The sequence below is a fragment of the Actinomycetota bacterium genome, assembly GCA_030776725.1.
Classification (GTDB): domain Bacteria; phylum Actinomycetota; class Nitriliruptoria; order Nitriliruptorales; family JAHWKO01; genus JAHWKW01.
Genome location: JALYHG010000152.1, coordinates 1 through 19931 on the forward strand (window position 1 = coordinate 1; position 19931 = coordinate 19931).

At 70.9% G+C, this 19931-nt stretch carries 17 protein-coding genes; 7 read left to right on the plus strand and 10 right to left on the minus strand.

The features are described from left to right. The coding region (locus M3N57_07170; protein ID MDP9022463.1) for an ATP-dependent helicase at positions 1-2104 on the minus strand (2104 nt) is incomplete at its 3' end. A gap of 80 nt (positions 2105-2184) precedes the next feature. After that, positions 2185-2739, minus strand: a complete 555-nt coding sequence (locus tag M3N57_07175; protein MDP9022464.1) for a M48 family metallopeptidase — start codon at positions 2737-2739, stop codon at positions 2185-2187. A gap of 576 nt (positions 2740-3315) precedes the next feature. On the opposite strand from M3N57_07175, the gene M3N57_07180 reads away from it, so the two are divergent. The 4 genes from M3N57_07180 to M3N57_07195 all read left to right on the plus strand — a co-directional run bounded on the left by M3N57_07180 (position 3316) and on the right by M3N57_07195 (position 7317). Further along, on the plus strand, positions 3316-4173 hold the full coding sequence (locus tag M3N57_07180) for an HAD-IB family hydrolase (protein ID MDP9022465.1): 858 nt from the start codon (positions 3316-3318) through the stop codon (positions 4171-4173). Beyond that, entirely contained in the window at positions 4170-5255 is a 1086-nt protein-coding gene (locus M3N57_07185) for a Fic family protein (GenBank protein MDP9022466.1), read from the plus strand. Before M3N57_07180 ends, M3N57_07185 begins: the two co-directional genes overlap by 4 nt. 70 nt (positions 5256-5325) lie before the next feature. Further along, complete coding sequence (locus tag M3N57_07190; GenBank protein ID MDP9022467.1) at positions 5326-5925, plus strand: nitroreductase family protein; 600 nt, start codon at positions 5326-5328, stop codon at positions 5923-5925. Between the two features lie 201 nt (positions 5926-6126). Next, positions 6127-7317, plus strand: a complete 1191-nt coding sequence (locus M3N57_07195; protein ID MDP9022468.1) for an alpha/beta fold hydrolase — start codon at positions 6127-6129, stop codon at positions 7315-7317. 42 nt (positions 7318-7359) lie between these two features. Here the strand turns inward: M3N57_07195 and M3N57_07200 are convergent, their stop codons facing one another. Together M3N57_07200 and M3N57_07205 are read right to left on the minus strand one after the other, a co-directional pair. Continuing rightward, the gene (locus M3N57_07200; GenBank protein ID MDP9022469.1) at positions 7360-8313 is read right to left on the minus strand and encodes an alpha/beta hydrolase; all 954 of its coding nucleotides are present in this window, start codon (positions 8311-8313) and stop codon (positions 7360-7362) included. Positions 8314-8319: 6 nt separating this feature from the next. Then, positions 8320-10395, minus strand: a complete 2076-nt coding sequence (locus tag M3N57_07205; protein ID MDP9022470.1) for a thioredoxin domain-containing protein — start codon at positions 10393-10395, stop codon at positions 8320-8322. Positions 10396-10567: 172 nt separating this feature from the next. On the opposite strand from M3N57_07205, the gene M3N57_07210 reads away from it, so the two are divergent. Both M3N57_07210 and M3N57_07215 read left to right on the plus strand, forming a co-directional pair. Continuing rightward, the gene (locus tag M3N57_07210; protein ID MDP9022471.1) at positions 10568-12058 is read left to right on the plus strand and encodes a glutamate--cysteine ligase; all 1491 of its coding nucleotides are present in this window, start codon (positions 10568-10570) and stop codon (positions 12056-12058) included. Continuing rightward, positions 12055-13152 carry a hypothetical protein gene (locus M3N57_07215; GenBank protein MDP9022472.1) on the plus strand — a complete coding sequence of 366 codons (1098 nt, stop codon included), beginning with the start codon at positions 12055-12057 and terminating at the stop codon, positions 13150-13152. The genes M3N57_07210 and M3N57_07215 overlap by 4 nt, the downstream gene beginning before the upstream one ends. 26 nt (positions 13153-13178) lie before the next feature. On the opposite strand, the gene mca is transcribed toward M3N57_07215, so the two are convergent. The 3 genes from mca to M3N57_07230 all read right to left on the minus strand — a co-directional run bounded on the left by mca (position 13179) and on the right by M3N57_07230 (position 15229). Further along, positions 13179-14066, minus strand: a complete 888-nt coding sequence (gene mca / locus M3N57_07220) for a mycothiol conjugate amidase Mca (GenBank protein ID MDP9022473.1) — start codon at positions 14064-14066, stop codon at positions 13179-13181. Beyond that, a complete protein-coding gene (locus tag M3N57_07225) occupies positions 14063-14908 on the minus strand; it encodes a molybdopterin-binding protein (protein MDP9022474.1) in 846 nt (281 codons plus the stop codon). The genes mca and M3N57_07225 overlap by 4 nt, the downstream gene beginning before the upstream one ends. 117 nt (positions 14909-15025) lie before the next feature. Beyond that, on the minus strand, positions 15026-15229 hold the full coding sequence (locus M3N57_07230) for a CsbD family protein (protein ID MDP9022475.1): 204 nt from the start codon (positions 15227-15229) through the stop codon (positions 15026-15028). A gap of 120 nt (positions 15230-15349) precedes the next feature. On the opposite strand from M3N57_07230, the gene M3N57_07235 reads away from it, so the two are divergent. Then, complete coding sequence (locus M3N57_07235; protein MDP9022476.1) at positions 15350-16279, plus strand: hypothetical protein; 930 nt, start codon at positions 15350-15352, stop codon at positions 16277-16279. Positions 16280-16298: 19 nt separating this feature from the next. Here the strand turns inward: M3N57_07235 and ccrA are convergent, their stop codons facing one another. The 3 genes from ccrA to M3N57_07250 all read right to left on the minus strand — a co-directional run. Continuing rightward, complete coding sequence (gene ccrA / locus M3N57_07240) at positions 16299-17633, minus strand: crotonyl-CoA carboxylase/reductase (protein ID MDP9022477.1); 1335 nt, start codon at positions 17631-17633, stop codon at positions 16299-16301. A 67-nt stretch (positions 17634-17700) separates the two neighbouring features. Then, positions 17701-19530 (minus strand): sensor domain-containing diguanylate cyclase, encoded by a 1830-nt coding sequence (locus M3N57_07245; GenBank protein ID MDP9022478.1) that lies wholly within the window; start codon positions 19528-19530, stop codon positions 17701-17703. Then, positions 19499-19931, minus strand: a 433-nt coding sequence (locus M3N57_07250; protein MDP9022479.1) for a hypothetical protein, incomplete at its 5' end; no start/stop codon positions are given. The genes M3N57_07250 and M3N57_07245, both read right to left, overlap by 32 nt.

Consider the following 19931-nt stretch of genomic DNA (forward strand, 5'->3'; position numbering starts at 1 on the left):
GCCGTACCCCGTCCGGGTCGGCTCGCGCGTCGAGCTGATCGCTCAACCAGTCAACGAACGTGGCCGCGTCCGGATGCAGGTCGGCGACTTGCGTCAACGCGTCGAGCTCGTCCAGGTGCGAGTTCGACTGTCGGCCTGCGCTGACCGACTTGTCGAGCTCGTCGGCGGTGGCGTCCAGACCACCGACGTCACGCACGGCCGCTAACGCGGTGGCGGTCGACACGCGTGCGGCCACCCGCACGTCCCGCAGCTGCTGGAAGAAGTCGACCAGCTGGGTGGCATCCCAGCCGCCGACGTCCTTGCTCAACTGCCGCAGAGCGCGTTCGGTCCACGTGCGTGACGCCAGGGTTCGAAGGTGCTCGCCGCGGACCTTCGCCGATGAGCGTTTCGCTGCTTCCGCCAACGCGTCGCCGGGGATGGTGTGGCCGGCGGTGGCTGCCCGCAGCCACGCCAGTGCGGCAGCGACGCCTGTGCGTGACAGCACCTGCGGGCCGACCGGTGCGGTGTGTGGGATACCGGCGGCGCTGAGGGCGACCTGGACGGGCAGCAACAGTGCGTTGACGCGGCACAGCACCGCGACATCGCCGGGGGCAACGTCCCGGTCGAGCAGGCCGGTGATCCTGTCGGTGACGTAGCGTGCCTGGTCGGTGGCGTCGACCCGGGCGATGGTCAGCGCGTCCGCGTCCCGGTCGCTGCGTGCGCCGCGGATGGTCTTGGCGACCCGGCCGGTGGGTGCGATGCGTCCGAGCAGGTGGATCGCTGCGTCAACGACCGCGGGCGGGCAGCGGTAGTTCACCTCGAGCGCGTGGCTGCCTGCTGCGGGGAACAGCTTGGGATAGTCGACCAGGTACTTGGGTGACGCGCCGACGTACGCGTACAGGGTCTGGTCGTCGTCCCCGACGGCGTGCACCTGCATCTGTGGGGCGGCGAGCAGACGGACCAGCAGCCAGAACGCCGGGGTCAGGTCCTGCGCTTCGTCGACCAGCAGGTGCGTGCAGCTGTGCTGCCAACGGCGTCGCCGCTGCGGGTCGGTGAGCAGCACCCGCAGCGCCATGTGGACCTGCTCGTCGAAGTCGATGAGGTCACGGGCGGACAGTTCGGCGCGGTACCGGTGCAAGACGCGTGCGAACTCAGGTACGTCGTCGGTTGCGTCCTCGATGGTGTCGGGTGCGACCAGCCCCAGCCGCACGCGGCTGAACCCGTCGAGGTACGGGGCGTACACGTCGGTGTTCGCTGTGGGACGGACCGGTGCGAGACGCGCGAGCAGGTCACGTTGTCCGCGTTCGTCGAGCATCCGCACGTCGGGTACGGCGTCACGGACGATGGCGTAGCCCAGGCTGTGGATGGTGCGGACGTTGGCGTCGAGGTCGCGGGTGCGGTCGCGCATCTCGGCGGCAGCCCGGTTGTTGTACGCCAGGGCGGTGACCTGCTGGGGGTGCCAACCGCGTCCGTCGAGCAGGTGACGCAGGCGCGCCGTCAGCACCCGGGTCTTGCCCGACCCGGCCGGTGAGATGATCCGGCAGGCGTACTCGTCAGCTTCGACGGCGGCGCGCTGGTCGGCGGCCAGCCCGTCGCTGGATGGCGCCCACCGTTCGACGGTCAGTGGCCGGTCGCCGGCCAGCTGGTCGATGTGGACGGTGGGCACGGTCGGTCGGGTGCTGCGTGGACCGCCGTCGAGCCACACGTGGGTGCCGTCGGGCAGGGCGACGTCGGCCCGGTGGGACGGTCGGGCGCCGCGGGTCAACGCGTGCCGGATGTGCGGCCACGTCGGGTCCCCATCGGTGGCGTCGTAGCTGTTGACGGCAGCGAGCCACCGGGCGCGTTCTCCGAGGAACGTGAAGTCGTCGGGGAGCAGCCACGGGTCGAGTGTGGTGGCCTCGTCACGGGGGAAGGCGACGTCGTGATCGACCATGAGCACGGTGGCGGTACGGGTCGCCCAGGCGACGGTGAGGCGCTCGACCAGCTGTGATAGGCGGGAGACGTTCGTGGCGTCGGCGGCCGTGATCTGGAGCTGCGGCGCGTGCGACCAGACGTCGGGCGGGAGTTGGCCGGGGCGGATGATGACGTTGCGCCCCAGCTCCGTGGGTGGTGTGGGGGTGGGCATGGTCGGACGCTACCTGTCGCCGGTGACGCGCATCCGGCGGACCGCTGCGGACTGACGATCCGCCGCCACCACATCGTGGATCACTCACCGGGGTCGTAGACGGCGTTGTGGTCGATCCCCTCCAGGAACCCCCGCGCACGCTCGGCCTGCGGGTACCGGGCGACCAGCTCCCAGAACGCCGCCGAGTGGCCCCGGACCTGTAGGTGGGCCAGCTCGTGGACGAGGATGTACTCCAAGACGTACTGCGGGTAGGCGGCGGCACGGCGGCTGATCCGGATGGTGCCGTCGGCAGGTGTGCACGAGCCGTGCCGACGCCCCATCCGCGCCGACCACCGCGCGCTGCGGGCGCGGACGCCGTCTAGGTAGGTATCAGCGAGCACGTCCGCGCGGCGTGCCAGTTCGGCGTCGCCGCCGGCCTCACGCGCCCTCAGCGCGCCGCTGACCCGGTCGACGAGCGTCGCCACGACCTGCTCTTCGTCGGCGGCGGGCATCCCGGCGGGCAGCTGCACCACCACCGCCCCGTCGCGGGCGTAGGCGCTGGCTGTGCGCCGCCGACCGGTGCTGCGTTGGACCTCGACCGGCGGCCGTCCTGCCGCTGCCGGCCGGCGCTCGATGGTGACCTGGCGGCGCCCCACGACGTCCTCCTGTGGCGGGTGGCGCGAACGTAACGGGCCACTGCGACAGCGGTGGCCGGTCGCGATCCGGTGCGACCCGGGGCGTGCGCTGCGCGGACCCCAACGCGCGGGGGGCCCGATCGATCTGCTGTCCACAGCGGTGGAAGACCTTCGTGCTGGGAACGACCCTGCAGGGGCCCTGCGATGACCGTCCCACCCGGCGGTCGCCATGCCGTCCACAACATCGACCGCGGCTCCACAACGACGTCCACAGCCTGTCCACCGCCCGGCGGACCGACCTGTGGACGCCGTGGTTGACCACCAGCCCGCGCCCCGTACGGTGACGCGCGAAGGCCCCCAGCAGCCGAGCCGCCGGACCAGCGTTCCAAGGGGAAGGGAGCGTCGAGACGGCGCGACGGCCGCTGGGGGCCTCCCTGTTCCGCGATGTCCGTTGACCGTCCCGGCGGTGTGCGAGCCGGCGCTCGACTCGGGGGTCCGCCGCCACCGGGATGCCCGTCGCGACGTGTGTCCGCGCCGCCCGGCGGCACGCCGCTATCCGGTCGCTACGCTCGGACCATCCCATGCGAGGGGGTGCTCGTGGCCGACGCAACGGACGCACACCCCGAGCATCCTCACCCAACCGGTGACTCGCCGGGGAAGGCCGCCGCGTTCTTCGATCTGGATCGAACGCTGATCAGCGGTGCGTCGGCGTTCGCGTTCGGCATCGCTGCGTGGCGGAACGACATCGTCCCCACGCGTGAGCTCCTCGGCGACGCGGTGAACGCCATGATCTTCCGGCTGACGGGCGGCTCCGACGAGCGCTCGCAGGAGACCCGCGACCGGATCCTGCGGGCGGTCGCCGGCCAGCAGGTCGACGACCTGGTGGCGCTGGGTGACGACATCATCCCCACGCTGCTGGCCAAGGTCCGCCCCGAAGCCCAGAGCCTGCTCGAGATGCACGCCGACGCGGGCCGCGACCGTTTCATCGTCTCGGCGACGCCGATCGAGATCGTCGAGGACTTCGCGCGAGCCCTGGAGGTCGAAGGCGGCATCGGGACCCGCTCGGAGATCGTCGACGGGTGCTACACGGGCGAGCTCGACGGGCCGTTCGTGTACGGGGCCGGCAAAGCGGAAGCGGTCGAGAAGCTCGCGGCGGAGCGCGGCTACGACCTGCGGCTGTCCTACGCGTACAGCGACTCGTCGAGCGACCTGCCGATGCTGGAGCTGGTCGGGCACCCGGTCGCCGTCAACCCCGACCGCACCCTCGAGCGGGTCGCACACCAGCGCGGCTGGCCGGTGGTGGTGTTCAGCCGGAAAGCCAAGCGGGTCATCAAGACCACCACGGCGGCGTCGGGCGCGGCGGCGCTGGCGGTGGCCAGCTACTTCCTGGGCCGTCGCCACGGTCGGATCGCGACCGAGTCGCGACCGAGCCAACTCGACCTGCTGCGGCCGTGACCGCTGCGGCATCGGAACCGGCCGGGCCGCCCGCGACGTTCGAACGGACGCCCCACCTCGTGCGGCTCCTCGCGGAGACCGAACGCCTGAGCGGGGTGATCGAGCGGGGCGAACCGGCACCGGCCGTGCGTGAGTCGCTCACGGCCAGGGCCGCGGTCGCCTCGATGCGACTGGACGGTTCGCCCGTCGGCGACGTGGCCGAGGTCGAGGACGCCTGGCAGGACGTCTCCGACCTGCCCGCCGCCCCACGAGCCGAGGTCGCCACGCGGGTGGGGACCTGGCTCGACGCGTTACGGGCAGGCAGCGAACCCGACCGGCGGCTGATCGGCTTCGAGTACGGCGGGGTCCGCGCCGCGCTGGCAGCCGATGACCTGACCCGACCGCTGACTACCGACCCGCTAGCGGCCCTGGCCGAGCTGCACCGCCGGCTGACGCGCGGCCTGCTGGACCCGGCCGCAGCCGGCCGCCCGCGCAAGACCCATCAAGCCGTGCACGACGCCAGCGTCGGGCAGGTGGTCTACCACCCGACCGAGCCCGACCGGATCTTCGACCGCCTCGTCGACCTGGTCGCGTGGCTGCGTTCCTCGGGGCCCCGCGAGCACGGCCTGATCGTCAGCGGTGTCGCCCACCAGGTCCTGCTGGAGGTGCATCCCTTCGAGGCAGCCAACGGACGCCTGGCACGGGCAGCAGCGCGACTGCTGCTCCGCGCGCACGGCCTCGACCCTGCCGGTGTGGGATCGGTGGAGATCGCGCTGCAACGCGACCCGCTGGGGTACTACCGCGAGGTGGCCAAGACGATGCGGCGCCGTGACCTCACCATCTGGCTCGAGCGGTGGGGAGAAGCAGTGGCCGAGGGCCTGCGGCTGGCGGCCCGGGAGCTGAACCTGCTCGACCCGACGGTGCCCGACCGCGCCCGTCGGTTCCTCGAGGGCCGCCAGGAGCCGGTGTTCACGATCGCCGATTACCGTGCCGAGGTGGACCCCGACCCGTCCGACGCCCAGGGTGACCTGGCTGCGTTGCTGGATGCGGGACGAGTGCGGCGCGTGCCCAGCGCCCGGGGCCTGCGCTTCACGGTGACCTAGCGGCCGACCGACGGCTGCAGTCCCGCCGGTCGTCGTACAGTGCGGCGTCCGCCCCGCTCCGGAGGTCCCGGTGGAGTTCCGCGAGGTCGTGGCCCGCCGCCGCATGGTCCGCCACTACCGTCCTGATCCGGTGGCGCCGACGGTCGTGGAACGCATCATCGACACGGCACGCCGGGCACCCAGCGCCGGTTTCGCCCAAGGTCAGCGGTTCGTCGTGGTTACCGACCCGGCGACCCGCGCTGCAGTCGCCGACCTCGCGGATGAGGCCACCCACGTCGCGCGGGGCTTCGATCCGTGGATCTCCAGCGCTCCCGTGCACGTCGTGATCTGTGCCGACGTCGGGGCCTACCACGAGCGTTACGGCGAACCCGACAAGCGCGCCGCAGGCGGGAGTGAGCGCGACTGGCCGGTCCCCTACTGGCACGTCGACGCCGGCGCCTCGTTGATGCTGTTGCTACTCGCCGCCGTCGACGAGGGCCTGGCCGCGGGGTTCTTCGGCGTGCACCGTCTCGGTGGGCTCGAGCGCTTGCTGGGGATCCCGGACGACGTCCAGCCGATCGGGGTGGTGACGCTAGGCCACGCGGCACCCGACCGGCGGCCGGCATCGCGACGACGTGGCTGGCGCGAGCTGGGCGCGGTGGTGTCGTGGGACCGGTGGGGTGAGCCCTGACGTGGCCGGGTGAGGCCCGCCCCGGCCGTCCGAACGGTCGTCCGCGCCGAGCGGCCGGTGGCCGACCGTTCGGACGACACCGCCTACGCGGCGTGAACGCTCCGGCTCCGTTACCCTCTGTTCACCGGCGATTGGAGAGGCGTGACCGGAACGCGACCGCTCCGCGCGCTGGACGATGCAACGACACCGGCACCAGGTGAGTTGCGCAGCAGCTTCCTACAGCTGACCGAACGGTTCCGCCCGCACGAGGCAGACGGTCTGTCCGCCCGGTGGGTCGTTGACATCGACGGTGACGGCGCGTACACGGTCCACATCCACAACGGCGGGTGCTTCATATCCGTCGGGGCGCACCCTGATCCCGACACGATCATGCGGACCGATCGCCAGACGTGGCTCAAGCTCGTCAGCGGGGAACAGGACGGCGTCGCCGCCTTCACCCAGGACCGCCTGACCGTCCGCGGTGACCTCAACCTGGCCCTTCGGTTGGAGTCGCTGTTCCGGCCCGGACCCGACACGCAGCGCGTGGTGCGCACCGCCCGCACCAACGCGGCCGGGGTCGACCTGGAATCGATGATCATCGGCCGCGGCACCCCGGTGGTGCTGCTGCACGGGCTCGGAGCGAACAAGGTCTCGTTCGTTCCCACCCTGGACGCGCTGGCATCACACTACGAGGTCCACGCGCTGGACCTGCCCGGGTTCGGCAAGTCCGGCAAGCCCCTGCCGGCCGCCCGACGGTACTCGATGCCGTGGATGGCCGACGTCGTCCACGGCTACCTGCGCGCCCAAGGCATCGGCTACTGCTACGTGGTCGGCAACTCGATGGGCGGGCGCATCGCCGTCGAGTTGGGGCTGCGCCACCCGCGCCGGCTGGGTGGCGTGGTCGGTCTGTGCCCGGCCGTGGCGTTCGACGAGTACCAGTGGGTCGCGCCCACGCTGCGCGTCCTGCACGGCCACTGGCTCGGCTTGGCGCCGATGCCGTTCCGACGCGAGAGCGTCGAGGCTGCCATCCGCGGCATGTTCCACGACCCCTACTGTCTGCGCGCCGACAACGTCACGGCAGCGGCCGAGGAGTTCGTCCGCAACCTCCGCGACCGCCGGCATCGCCTGGCGATCCTGGCGTGCCTGCGACACCTGGCCGCTGAGCGCGCCACCGGCCGGCGTTCGTTCTGGACATCGATCCAACGGTTGCGGGTCCCGTCCTACTGGGTGTTCGGCACCGGCGATCCGCTGGTGTCGGCCGCGTACTGCGAACGGGTCCGCGAGTCGTTGCCCGACGCCCGCTGCGAGGTGTGGGAGGACGTCGGTCACGTCCCACAGTTCGAGGTCCCCGAACGCACCAACGTCCGGGTCGGTGCGTTCATCGACAAGCTCGAGGCTGCCCGCCACCGCTAGGCCGTGCGGTCGTCATCGGTGGCGTCCGCCGCGAGGATCGCGCTAGCGGCCCGCTGCGGCATCGACCAACCACCCCTCCACGACACGGCAGAACCGTCGGGGGACCTCCACATGCGGTGAGTGGCCCACATCTGCCAGGACGTGATGGTCCCAGTCCGGGCGGCGGACCATCAGCCCGCGGATGACGTGCGCCGACACCAGCCGGTCGAGGTCGCCGGCCACCACCAGCGTCGGCGCGGCGACGGCGTGGACCGCCACCAACGGCTCACGCGCGTCGACGAGCATCGCGACCAGCGAACGGGCGGCCTCTGACAGGGCCCGGCGTCGCCACGTGGTGGTGCGGGCGACCTCGAGGTTCTCGATGAGGACGTCGCGGAGCGCCGGGCGGATCCGTTCCACGTCGGCCAGCACGGAAGCCAGCGAATCGTCGACCAGCTGCTCCGCGGTCCGCCGGCGGTAGCCCAGCTCGATCAACGCCCGACCGATGCCGGGCACGGCCGCAGGCAGGATCCGCGACACCGCGGCCGGGGGCAAACGCAGCATGTCCCGGCGCGGCGCGGGCAGCGCCGGGTTGATCAGCACGAGGCGACCGACCTGGTCGGGGCGGTCGGCAGCCAGCAACGTGATCAGCAGCCCACCCATCGAGTTCCCGATCACGGTGGCGTCGCGCCAGCCCAGGTGATCCAGGACGGCCGCGAGGAACCGCGCGTTGGCGCGGACCCGGGCGGAGCCACCCTCGGGCACCGGTGTGCTGCCGAAACCGGGCAGGTCGACCGCGACCACCTCGCCGTGGCGGCTCAACGGCGTGGCCACGTCCAGCCAGTTGCGGGCCGATCCACCCAGGCCATGCACCAGCAGGAGCGGCGGGCCTGCCCCATGCGCCGCTCGGCGCAGCACGTGTGCCGGCCGGCCGCGCACCTGCAGGACCTCACCGTGGATGCCCGACCACGCCGGATCGCGGCGACCCCAGTCCTCCCCGGGGAGCGGTGTGGTCACCGTGGTCTAGGTAGGGCTGTCGAGCTTCGCGCGCAGCTCGTGCGGTTCGGTGACGGGCCGGTCGCAGACCAGGTCGCGGCACACGTACGCCGCCGGCTGACCGTCCACCTCGCCGCGGCCTTCCAGCAGCGGCACCGCCGTGCGGTCACCGTCCGGCGCGGCCACCGCCACCACCGCCCCCGGCAGCGGGCCGGCCCACAGCTCGCGGACCAGTCGCTCGCGGCTCGGCCCGGGCGTGCCCACCACCGCGACCTCACGGGGTCCGGCCAGCACGTCCTCGGCCACCCGCAGCAGCCACCCGTACCCGGTCGGGGCGCGTTCCACGTCGCCCTGGAACAGGCGCAGGACCTCGTCGGTGACGTCCCTCCACGCTGCCTCGCCGGTGTACCCGGCCAGCCGCAGCCCCACCTCCGCCATCACGCTGTTCGCGGACGGCGTCGCGTTGTCCCAGGTCTGCTTGGGGCGGATGTAGAGCTCATCGACGTCGTGCGCGGTCGTGAAGAAGCCGCCGTCATCATCGTCGTGGAACCGACCGCGCGCGTCGTTCGCCCAGTGCACCGCACGCTCGAACCATGTCACGTCCCCGGTTGCGGCGTACAGCTCGAGGCAGGCGACCGCGAGCGTCGCCACGTCCTCCAGGAACGCGGGGACGGTCACGGTCCCGTCCTTCCACACGTGGTGCAAGCGCCCGTCCACCACCAGCGCCTCGTGCAGGAACTCGGCCGTGGTGACCGCCGCGTCGACGTACTCGGGCAGGCCCAGGTACATCCCGGTGGCGACCAGGCCCCGCACCGCGAGCGCGTTCCACGATGTCAGGACCTTGCGGTCGAGACCAGGATGGACGCGCTCCTCGCGCCGCTCGTACAGCGCCGCGCGGACCGCGTCGAGCTCCTCGACGAACTCGGCCAGGTCAAGGCCGCGTTGCTCGCAGAACCGGCCGCGGTCGACCGGTTCGTGCAGGATGTTGGTGCCTTCCCAGTTCCCGCTGGCCGACGCGCCGTAGAACGCCGCGAAGCGATCGGGGTCGGCACCCACCGAGCGGACCACGTCGGCGAACTCGTCCATCGACCACACGAAGAAGCGGCCCTCTTCTCCTTCGGAGTCGGCATCGGTGGCGCTGAAGAACCCACCGGCGTCGTGGCGCAGGTCGCGCAGCAGGTAATCGGCGGTGGAACGCGCGACCCGATCGAACCGCGGGTCGCCGGTGACCGCCGCGGCCTTGGCGTAGACGGCCACCAGCAGGGCGTTGTCGTACAGCATCTTCTCGAAGTGCGGGACGAGCCAACGCCCGTCCGTCGAGTACCGATGGAACCCACCGCCGACGTGGTCGTGGATCCCGCCGCGGGCCATCGCATCGAGGGTGTGGGTGACCGGCTCCAGCCAGCGGTCAGCGGTCTCGCTACCGTCCCGGCGCAGGCGGACGTAACGCTCGACCAGCCACTCCAGTGTCATCGCTTGCGGGAACTTCGGTGCCTGCCCGAACCCTCCCAGAGTGCGATCCCAGGCGCTCAGCGCCACCGGCGCGGCGCGGTCGGCGACCGTGGGGTCTGCGGCACCAGCCGCTGGGCCGGCGGCGCGCTCCGCCAACGCCTCCGCGATCCGCCCCGCCGTCGCCGCGAGCTCGTCGCGGCGGTCGCGCCATGCCTCGTGCACCGACCGCAGCACGCGCACGAAGCCCGGCATCCCCATCCGGTCCTCCTTCGGCCAGTACGTCCCGCCGAAGAACGGACGCCCGTCCGGGGTGAGGAACACCGACATCGGCCAGCCGCCGTGGCCGGTGAGCGCCGTGACCGCGTCCATGTACACCGCATCGACGTCGGGTCGCTCCTCGCGGTCGACCTTGACCGCGACGAAGTGTTCGTTGAGCAGCGCCGCGACCTCGTCGTCCTCGAACGACTCGTGCGCCATGACGTGGCACCAGTGACACGCCGAGTACCCGACCGACAGGAAGATGGGGACGTCACGCCGCTTGGCCTCCTCGAAGGCCTGGTCGCCCCACGGGTACCAATCGACCGGGTTGTCGACGTGCTGGGCCAGGTACGGGGACAGTCCGGTGGGGTCCATCTCGCGGATCAGCGTCAAGAACGAGCCTTCCTGCTGCGATCGGCGCTGACGAGGGTAGGGCCGCCGCGGTGGACGCACGCGGTCAGGCGTCGGGGCCCGTGTCGACGCAAGCCTCCCTGCCCGAAACGACGCCGCGGAAGTTCGTCGCAGCTGCGATGATCGCTACACCAGTCATGGCGAGGAACGCCCCGTGGGGCAAGACATCACCACGACGCAGTTCACCCCCGAAGACCGCCAGAGGTACCGGGAGAAGCTGAAGCGCTGCCTGGACACGCTGCGGGTCCTGCTCGAGCAGGAGGACCGCTTCGAGGTCGGCCGGAGCAGGATCGGCCTGGAGCTCGAGATCTACCTGGTGGACCGCTCCGGCACGCCGATGATGGTCAACGACGAGGTGCTGGCGCGCATCGAGGCCGGCGACTTCCAGACGGAGCTGGGTCAGTTCAACATCGAGTTCAACCTCGCTCCGCACAAGATCGTGGGGACGGTCTTCCGCGAACTCGAAGACGAGCTGCGAGCCAGCCTCAACCACGCGCTGCGCCGAGCAGAAGAGCTGGACGCCCGGATGCTGATCGTCGGGATCCTGCCGACGCTGAAAGACTTGCACGTCACCCGTGAGAACCTCTCGAACAACCCGCGGTACCACGCTCTCAACGACCAGATCCTGGCCGCACGGGGAGAGGCGTTCCGCATCGAGATCGAAGGTCGCGAACGCCTCATGACGATGGCGAACTCGATCATGATGGAAGCGGCGTCGACCTCCTGTCAGCTGCACCTGCAGGTCGACCCGGACGACTTCGCCCGGTACTGGAACGCGGCCCAGGCGCTGTCCGCCGCCCAACTGGGGGTCGGGTGCAACTCCCCTTTCTTCCTGGGCAAGGAGCTATGGCGCGAGACCCGCATCGCGCTGTTCGAGCAGTCGATCGACACGCGTACCGAAGAACTCGCGGCGCAGGGCGTGCGCCCACGTGTTTGGTTCGGGGAACGCTGGATCGACGACGTCCTGGACCTGTACGAGGAGAACGTCCGCTACTTCCCCGCGCTGCTGCCGCTGATCGACGATGAGGACCCGTTCGAGGTACTCGGTCGCGGAGACGTCCCCCACCTACGGGAGCTCACCCTGCACAACGGCACGATCTACCGCTGGAACCGACCCGTGTACACCGTCGCCCGCGGCCGACCACATCTGCGCGTCGAGAACCGAGTGCTGCCGGCCGGTCCCAGCGTCGCGGACGTCATCGCCAACGCAGCGTTCTACTACGGGGCGACGCGGGCGCTCGCCGAGGCGTCGCCGCCCATCTCACAGCAGATGTCGTTCGCGGTCGCCACCGACAACTTCTTCGCCGCTGCGCGGGACGGCATCGACGCCCAGCTGTACTGGCCTGGCTTGGGAACGGTGTCGGCCAGCGAACTCGTCGGTGAGCACCTCCTGCCGCTCGCGCACGAGGGGCTGCGGCGCTGGAACATCGACGACCAGGACCGTGAACGGTTCCTCGGGATCATCGAGCAGCGTTGTGTCACGCGCCAGATCGGGGCGACCTGGCAGGTCGCCACCGTCCGTCACCTGACCGAGCACGACGGCCTCGACCGCGATGCTGCTCTGCTGGAGATGACCCGCTGCTACATCGACCACATGCACGCCAACGAACCGGTGCACACCTGGCCGGTACCCTGCCGCCCGTGAGGCGCGCGTCCGAGACGTACTTCAACGATCTCTCCGACGGGCTGCCCGACCACCTGCTCGACCTCGACGACCTCGAGCTGCTGGGCGAGCTGCAACGGCCTACCCTGATCAGGGTCGCCGGAACTGGGGACGCCCCCCCGCGAGGCGTGGCGTGTCTCCTCCACGGCGACGAGGACACCGGGTACCGCGCGGCGCTGCGGATCCTGCGCCAGCGGCGCCGCTACCCGTTCGACCTGTTCGTCGTGATCGGCAACGTCCGCGCGGCCCTGGCCGACGGCGGCTTCAGAGCCCGCTACCTCGACGATCAAGAGGACTTCAACCGGGTCTGGGGGCGCGAACCAACCACGCGACTACGCCTGGCCGCCAACGGGATCCTGGATGTGCTCCGTCGAGCGAAGATCTCCGCGATGGTCGACGTGCATAACAACAGCGGCACCAACCCCTTCTACGCGATCGTGACGCAGGTCCGCGAGGCCCAGCTCAACCTCGCCACGACCTTCACGACGATGCTGCTGCACTGGGAGCTCGGCGTCGGGACGCTGATGGAGGCCCTCGACGACGTCTGCCCGGCGATCGCCGTCGAGAGCGGGCTGCCCGGCCAGGAAGCGTCCCTGTCGTTCGCCGTCGACGGCCTGCGTCGCTACCTGGGGACCGCGACGATCCGCGACGACGTGGTCGAGCGCGACTACGACCTCCTCGACGACCTGCGCAAGGTCATGGTCCGCCCCGAGGTGCGGTTCCGGTTCGGCGGCGAGCTCGGCGACGACGTCGACTTCGTGGTCGAACAGGACGCCGACGCACACAACTTCCGGACCGTGCCGGCTGGCCACCTGCTGGGCCGTGTCCCCCCGGGCTCAGCCAACCCGCTGCTGGTGTGCGGCCCCGGCGGCGAGGACGCCACCGCCAGCCACGTGCAGGTGCAAGACGGGCGCGTGGTGCTGACCCGGGAGGCGACCCCGGTGATGATGACCCGCACCGAGGAAGCCGCCCGTAAGGACTGCCTGTTGTACCTCGCAACGCGGCCACGGAGCGCGGGCGCGGCAACCGCCGCCAGAGTCGACACCGAGCCTGCCAGCCCGGACATCCGGGGATGACCGACCGACGGTCGTCACCGATCGGGTCACTCGGCCACGGCGGAAGCCGGCTGGTCGTCGCTGTCGCCGGTGACGTCCAGGGCAGCGAACAGGTCGTCCTCGCAGTCGGGCGTCGAGACGTCTGATCGCAACCGCGTGAAGCACTCCCACGGGTAGACGCCACGCTCGAGGTCACGCGGCCACGCGAACCAGGTGCCGCCGGGGTCGATCTGCGTGCGATGCGCCCGCAACGCGTCGTCACGCCGTTGGAACCACGCGTCCACGCGGACCTTGGCGTCGCATGGCCAGCGGCGCCGCTGCGCGAGCCGCTCCATCCAGCCCTCGAAGGGGCTGTCGACGCCCCTCTCGAGGAGCGCGCCGTGCAGCGCCAAGACCCGTTCCGGCGGGAACGCATGGCAGGCGTAGACCTTGGGGACCCGACAGGGCACGCCAGCGACGTCCGCATCGGGGTCCTCCGCCAGCTCGAGGGCCCGGACGGTGACCTCGTGGCACATGATGTGGTCGGGGTGCGGGTAACCACCGTCCTGCGGGTAGGTGACGACCACGTGTGGCCGCTCGTGGCGGATGATGGTCGCGAGGTCCGCCGCGGGGCGGTCCACCGGCTGGCGAGCGAACGCATCGGGGGGGATGCCCGCCAGATCGTCGGGGAATCCCGAATCGACGTAGCCCAGGTCGTAGCGGACCGAGAAGCCGATGATGTCGCAGGCAGCGGCGAGTTCCCGTGCCCTCGTCGCGGTCATCTCGGCGGGGGAGACCGGCTCACAGGTCGGGTTGAGGATCTCGCCGGCCTCACCACCGGTGCAGGTCACCAGCGCCACGCGGGCGCCGGCGTCCACGTACCGCGCCGCGGTTGCCGCTCCCTTCGACGATTCGTCGTCGGGGTGGGCGTGCACGAACAGCAGCCGCCCGTTCACGGCCGCTCCTCCGTCGCGGTGAGCCGCTCGTTCCACGCTGTCCGGAGGCGGGCCCCACCAGGTTGGTCCTCCAGTTCGCGCAGATGAGCCTCGACCGCTGCCGTCGCCGTCGCGACCGCGCCCGCCTCGCCCCGCAGTCGCACGATCATCGGGGCGCCGGGGTACGAACCCACCTTGACCTGCGGCAGCTCCTCGGCGAGGCGAGCGAAGCATCGGTTCAGCAACGACTCGGGGAAGCCGTGCGCGACCTCGGCGATCACCTCGTCGCGTCCGCGGCCGCGGAGAAGCTGCGGTTCCACGACCTTGGTCACGATCGCGCGCAACTGTGTGGGGACGCCGGGCAGGATCACGATCACCGCGCCGCCGTCCGCGTCGATCCCATCGTCGACGTCGATGCGGACGCCGGGGGTCCAGCTGCCGTCGCCGCCCAGCAAGGATCCGCCCGCTGGGATCCTGGCCATACGCATCATGTGGTCGATCAACTCGTCATCGACGTCGACGCCATGAGCGGCGGTCCACTGCACCGCCGCCTCGACCCGCCGCTCGATCTCGCCAGCCGTCTGTAGCGGCACGTCGAGTGCCGCCGCCACCGCCTCGTAGGTGACGTCGTCCGGCGTGGAACCGATCCCGCCGGTGGTGAACACCACGCGTGGACGTTCGCGGCGCAGCTCTGGGCCGAGGGCGTCGACGATCTCGTCGACGTCGTCGCCGACGGCCACGATCCGTGCCACCTCGATCCCGTGGTGTCGGAGTCGACCTGCCAACCACCAGGAGTTGGTGTCCTGGACGAAGCCCTCGAGGATCTCGTCCCCGATCACAACGATCGACGCGCCCAGAGCCATGAGGCTTCGAAGGCTACGCGAGGGCGTCCACAACCGGCGACAGCGGTCGACGGCTCACGTTCGAAACGCGGAGAGCGACCACGATGGGTCGCTCTCCGCCATCGACGTTGTCGTGGCCTACTGCTTGCGGGCCTGCTCCGCCCGGGCGGCTTCGGCCTCAGCCTGCGCCTCGCGCGCTTCGGCGGCCTGCTCGCGGGCCTCCTCGCGCTTGTCGACCTTCTCCTGCTGCGCCTCACCGGCCTCCTTGGTATCCTCCTTGCCGGTGACCGCTCCGACGGCTTCCTTGGCGCGGCCCTTCAGTTCTTCGATCTTGTCGCTCATGTGGGTCTCCTCACGTCGGTCACTACGACCGTACGGCTGCAGCGGCCTGCCGCCGGGATGCCACCTGGACTGACGGGAAGCGACCTGCGTCGGCGGGGGCGCAGGCGCGACGCTGGTAGCGTGCGCCGGCGGCCAGCGAGCAACGAGCGACCGCAGATGTGGACCAACCCCGAGGAGGCGCGGAGCGACTTCATCTTGGCGGCGGCCGCCGCCCTGTTCGCTCCCCTGGTGTTCCTCCTGATCCGCGGGGTGCTGCCGTTCCTGACCACTGGCCTGCTGGGGTTGGCCGTGAACGTCGCCCTGGTGTTCGCTGCGTACGGTCTGGTGCCGCTCCTACTGGCCCGGTACCGCGGCGACGGAGCGTCGGCGTTCGGTCTCGATGGTCCGCGAGGCGGCGTCGTCCCTGGCCTGCTGCTGGCCGTCCCGATCGTGTTGGTGGGGGTCGTCTACCAGTGGAGCCAGCCCGCCGCCGTCCTCGACGGCCAGCCCGTGAACGACCAGTGGCTGGCGCTGCTCGGCAACCTCGCGGTGCTCCCCGGCGGGGCCATCGCCTCGGCGCTGACGCTGCTGGGGTTCGTCGCGGCGTTCGCCGGGGCGGTCCTGCTGTACACGTTCTTGGCGGTCAAGGCCCGTGACGGCTTCGCCCAGAACGACATCGGTCAACTGCAGGCGCTGCGCACGTTCGGGGTAGGCGCCGCGATCGGCGCGCTCGTCGTTGGGATGCTGGGGACGCTCGCCGGCCGGGTCTCGGTCGCCCGGGCGCTGCTCGACGTCGGGGCACTGATGGCGGTGGTGCTGATCGCGGACCGGCTGGTGCAACCCGAGGCGCGCACCACCCGCGCCACCGTGCTGGCTCCGGCGATCGTGGCGCTGATCATCGGGATCGAGCTGTTCTCGGGGAACTTCCTCACCACCCTACGGGTGGCGCTGCTGGGTGCCGGGACGGTGATCGTCGCTGCGGTTCTGGTCGAGACCCGCCGCTACGCGTGGGCCGTGGTGCCCCTCTTCGCCGCTCTCGTCCTGTACCCCACGGGGCTACGACCGGTGTGATCCGGCCGCCTGGTGGCGGTCACTCGAAGCGCTTGAACAGGTCGATGCGATCCTGGTGGCGGGCGCGCTTGGCGGGATCGTGCACGCCGAGGCCCGCCTGTGGGGCGTTGACCAGGATCCCGATCTTCCCCGCGTGCAGGTTGTGGTGCATCTCGTAGGCGCCCTGGCCGGCCTCGTCCAGGGGGAAGGTCTTGGACAGGATCGGGTGGATCATGCCGCGGTCCACCAACTCGGTCGCCGCCCAGGCCTCGTTGTAGTTCGCGAAGTGGCTCCCGAGGATGCGCTTGAGGTTCATCCACAGGTAGCGGTTGTCGTACTCGTGCCGGTAGCCGGTGGTCGACGCGCACGTCACCACCACACCGCCCTTCTTCACGACGAACACCGACGCCCCGAAGGTCGCCCGCCCGACGTGTTCGAAGACGATGTCGACGTCACCGCCGATCAGCTCACGGATCTTCTTCCCGAAGCGGCGGAACTCGCGGTAGTCCTGCTCGCCGTCGTCGGTCCAGAACTCGTAGCCCTCGGCTTTGCGGTCGATGATCGCCTCGACGCCGACCTCCTCGAGCAGCTTCGCCTTCGCGTCGGACGAGATCACGCAGACCGGGATCCCTCCTCCGTTGAGGACCAGCTGTGTGGCGAAACCGCCGAGCCCGCCGGTGGCCCCCCAGATCAGCACCTTGTCGCCCTGCTTCATGCGGGCTTCGTTCTCACCGACGAGCATGCGGTACGCGGTCGCCAGGACCAGCCCCAGCGATGCCGCCTCCTCCCACGTCAGGTGCGTCGGCATCGGGATGAGCTGGTTGGCCTTCACCATGGAGATCTCGGCCATGCCGCCGAAGTTCGACTCGAAGCCCCAGATCCGCTGGGAGGGGTCCAGCATCGAGTCCTCGTGGCCCTGCGGTGACTCCATGTCGACGTAGTTGCAATGCACGACGACCCGATCGCCGGGCTTCCACCGTGTCACCCCCGGGCCGGTGCGCACCACGACCCCCGCCGCGTCGGAGCCGACGATGTGGTAGTCGAGATCGTGGCGCGCCCCGAGGTCGCCTTCACGCGCGAAGCGCTCCAGGAACGCGAAGGTGGGCACGGGCTCGAAGATCGACGTCCAGACGGTGTTGTAGTTCAACGCCGACGCCATCGGGGCGATCAGGACCTCGTTGGGTCCCAGCGGCGGGATCGGTACCTCGTCGACGTGCAACGACTTGCGGGGATCCTTCTCGTGGTGCTCCAACCCCTCGAACATCTCCTGCTCGTCCTTGCGGACGACCGCCGCCCGCATCGTCTCGGGCAGCTCCAAGCGGGCGAGCTCGTCGCCGGTCGCCCCATCGAGGATGGCGTCGCGGATGGCGTCCATCGGCACGGTCGGGTCTCCTCCTGCGCTGGTGTTCGGCCGCCGGGACGCTAGCAACCGACGCGGGCGCTCAGAGTCCGGGCGAGGATCCTCCGCCGTCGGTCGCCCGTGCCGGCTCCATCGCACGGTCGGGGACCGGACCTGCCGACGCCACCGCTGCCTCGTCCGGACGTGGCGGCCCGACCGGCGTTGCGACGTCGGCTGCGGTCGCAGCTGCCGGCTCGGCGACACGGTCCTCGGCGTGCACGACCTTGTTCCGTCCGTCACGCTTGGCCGTGTACAGCGCGGCGTCGGTGTCCCGGATCAGGTCGCTGCGCGACGGCACCCCACCGGCGAAGGTCGCGACCCCGAACGACGCGGTCACCAGGCCCAGGAACCGCCCGTCGGACGCCGCGAAGCTCGACCGCTCCACCGCCTCGCGGAGACGCTCAGCGACCTGGCGCGCGTCGGCGGCGTCGGTCTCCACCAGGATGACGGCGAACTCCTCACCGCCGTAGCGGCACACCACATCCGAGGAGCGCAGCACCCGCTGCATCAGACGCGACAGAGCCCGCAGCAGGTCATCGCCGGCGGGATGACCGAACCGGTCGTTGATCTTCTTGAAGTGGTCGACGTCGAGCAGGACCAGGCTCACCGGCCGTGGCGCGGACGGCGACGACAGCCGCGCGCTGCGGTCGAGCTCCTCCTGCAGCCGCTGCTGGAAGTGCCGGTGGTTGTACACGCCGGTGAGCGCATCGGTGATCGACAGGTCGCGCAGCTCGGCGTGCAGCCGCGCGTTGTCGAGCGCCAACGATGCCTCCGTCGCCAGCGTGCTGAGGATGCGAAGGTCGCGGCCGCTGACCCGCGGCACGCGTCCCAACGGCACGTCGACCTCCACCGTGAGCAACGCCAGGATCCGACCCTCGGTCTGCAGCGGAACGATCACCAGCGGGCTGTCGATCGTGAAAGCGTCCGCGAGCGGCGCCGGCCGGGCGTGCTCACGTGCCACCAGGACCGGCCGGCGCGTCTCCACGGCACGCCCGACCGGACCGGGGCCGACCACCAGCCGGAACGCCGCGATCCGCTCGAGGTCCTCGTGGGCGAAGCCGGCCGCCCCGGCCGGGACCAGTTCCGCCCCGCCCTGGGCCATCCACACGATCGACCGGTTGTAGCCGAGTTCGTCGACCACTCCCCGTGCGATGGCTTCGGAGATCTCGCCGAGGTCGAGGCTGGCTTCGAGGTCGGCGCTCAGCTCACGCAGCAGTGCGAGCTCCTGGTTGGAGCGGCGCAACGCACGCTCGTTGACCCGGCTGAAGAAGGCGGTCGCGCCGGTGATGATCCAGATCGTGACGACCGCAGCCATGGCGTGGACCCGCACGACCTGCGTGGCGACCAGGTCGGCGTCGCCCAGCGTCGGATCGAGCCGGATGTTGAAGAACCCGAGCGTGACCTGCGCGCTCGTCTCAGCCGCGAAGCCGACCGCGTGTCCGTAGAAGATCGCGAACACGGCGATCGAGTGCAGGATCGCCAGCTTCACGCCGCTCCGCCACGAGAACAGCACCGTGGCCGCGACCAACTGCAGATGCATCAGGAAGATGAAGCCGCTGGTGGTCCCGCCCGTCAGCCACATCACCGCACCGGCCCACACCGCATCGACCAGCAAGGACAGGTCGAGCAGCCACCGTGACGCCCGCGGCCAGCGGTGCAACACCGGCAGGAAGAGCCCGTTGACCACCAGGTAGCCCACGCTGACGCTGGCCAGGATGCTGACAGTGTTCGACGGCGCACCGCGGAACACCGGCGCCAGCGCCAACAGGAGCGCACCGACCAGCGCGATGCGGGCGATGGCCATCACCCGCAGGCGGCCAGCCAGCAGGCTCAGGTCGGCTTCAGAGGAGGTACTCAGCGTCGTCGTCCTCACCCCCTGTCGGAACGTCGGTCGCGGCGGGCAGGGTCTCGCGCCCGAGACGTCCCTGCGCGATGGCGTAGGCCAGAAGTAGGATCAGCAGTAGCAACGGCACGCGGAACACACGCACCACCTCGGTCACGTTCTGGGCGACCTCCTCAGCCGACCGGGCGATCGCCCGCGGGACGTCACCGGTCGCCAACAGCTCGTCTGCGCGGGTCCGGGGCGGCAGATCCGGCTGATCGGAAGCCAGCGGGATGTCGCCGACGGCCAGTGGTGCCGGCCCGCCGGGCGTCGCGGACGGTACCGGCTGATCGGCTCGGCGCGCCGGCCGCTCCGGTGTGGTCCCGGCGCCAGGTCGCGCACCACCCGCTTGCGGCAGTCCCGGGTAGCCCAGGCCGCTGCCGGGCGTGGGC

Excerpts from the sequence above, each read along its gene's own strand:
- M3N57_07225 (MDP9022474.1), bottom strand. The coding sequence starts at position 14,908 with ATGGCTCTGGGCGCGTCGATCGTTGTGATCGGGGACGAGATCCTCGAG.
- M3N57_07230 (MDP9022475.1), bottom strand. The coding sequence starts at position 15,229 with ATGAGCGACAAGATCGAAGAACTGAAGGGCCGCGCCAAGGAAGCCGTC.
- ccrA (MDP9022477.1), bottom strand. The coding sequence starts at position 17,633 with ATGGACGCCATCCGCGACGCCATCCTCGATGGGGCGACCGGCGACGAG.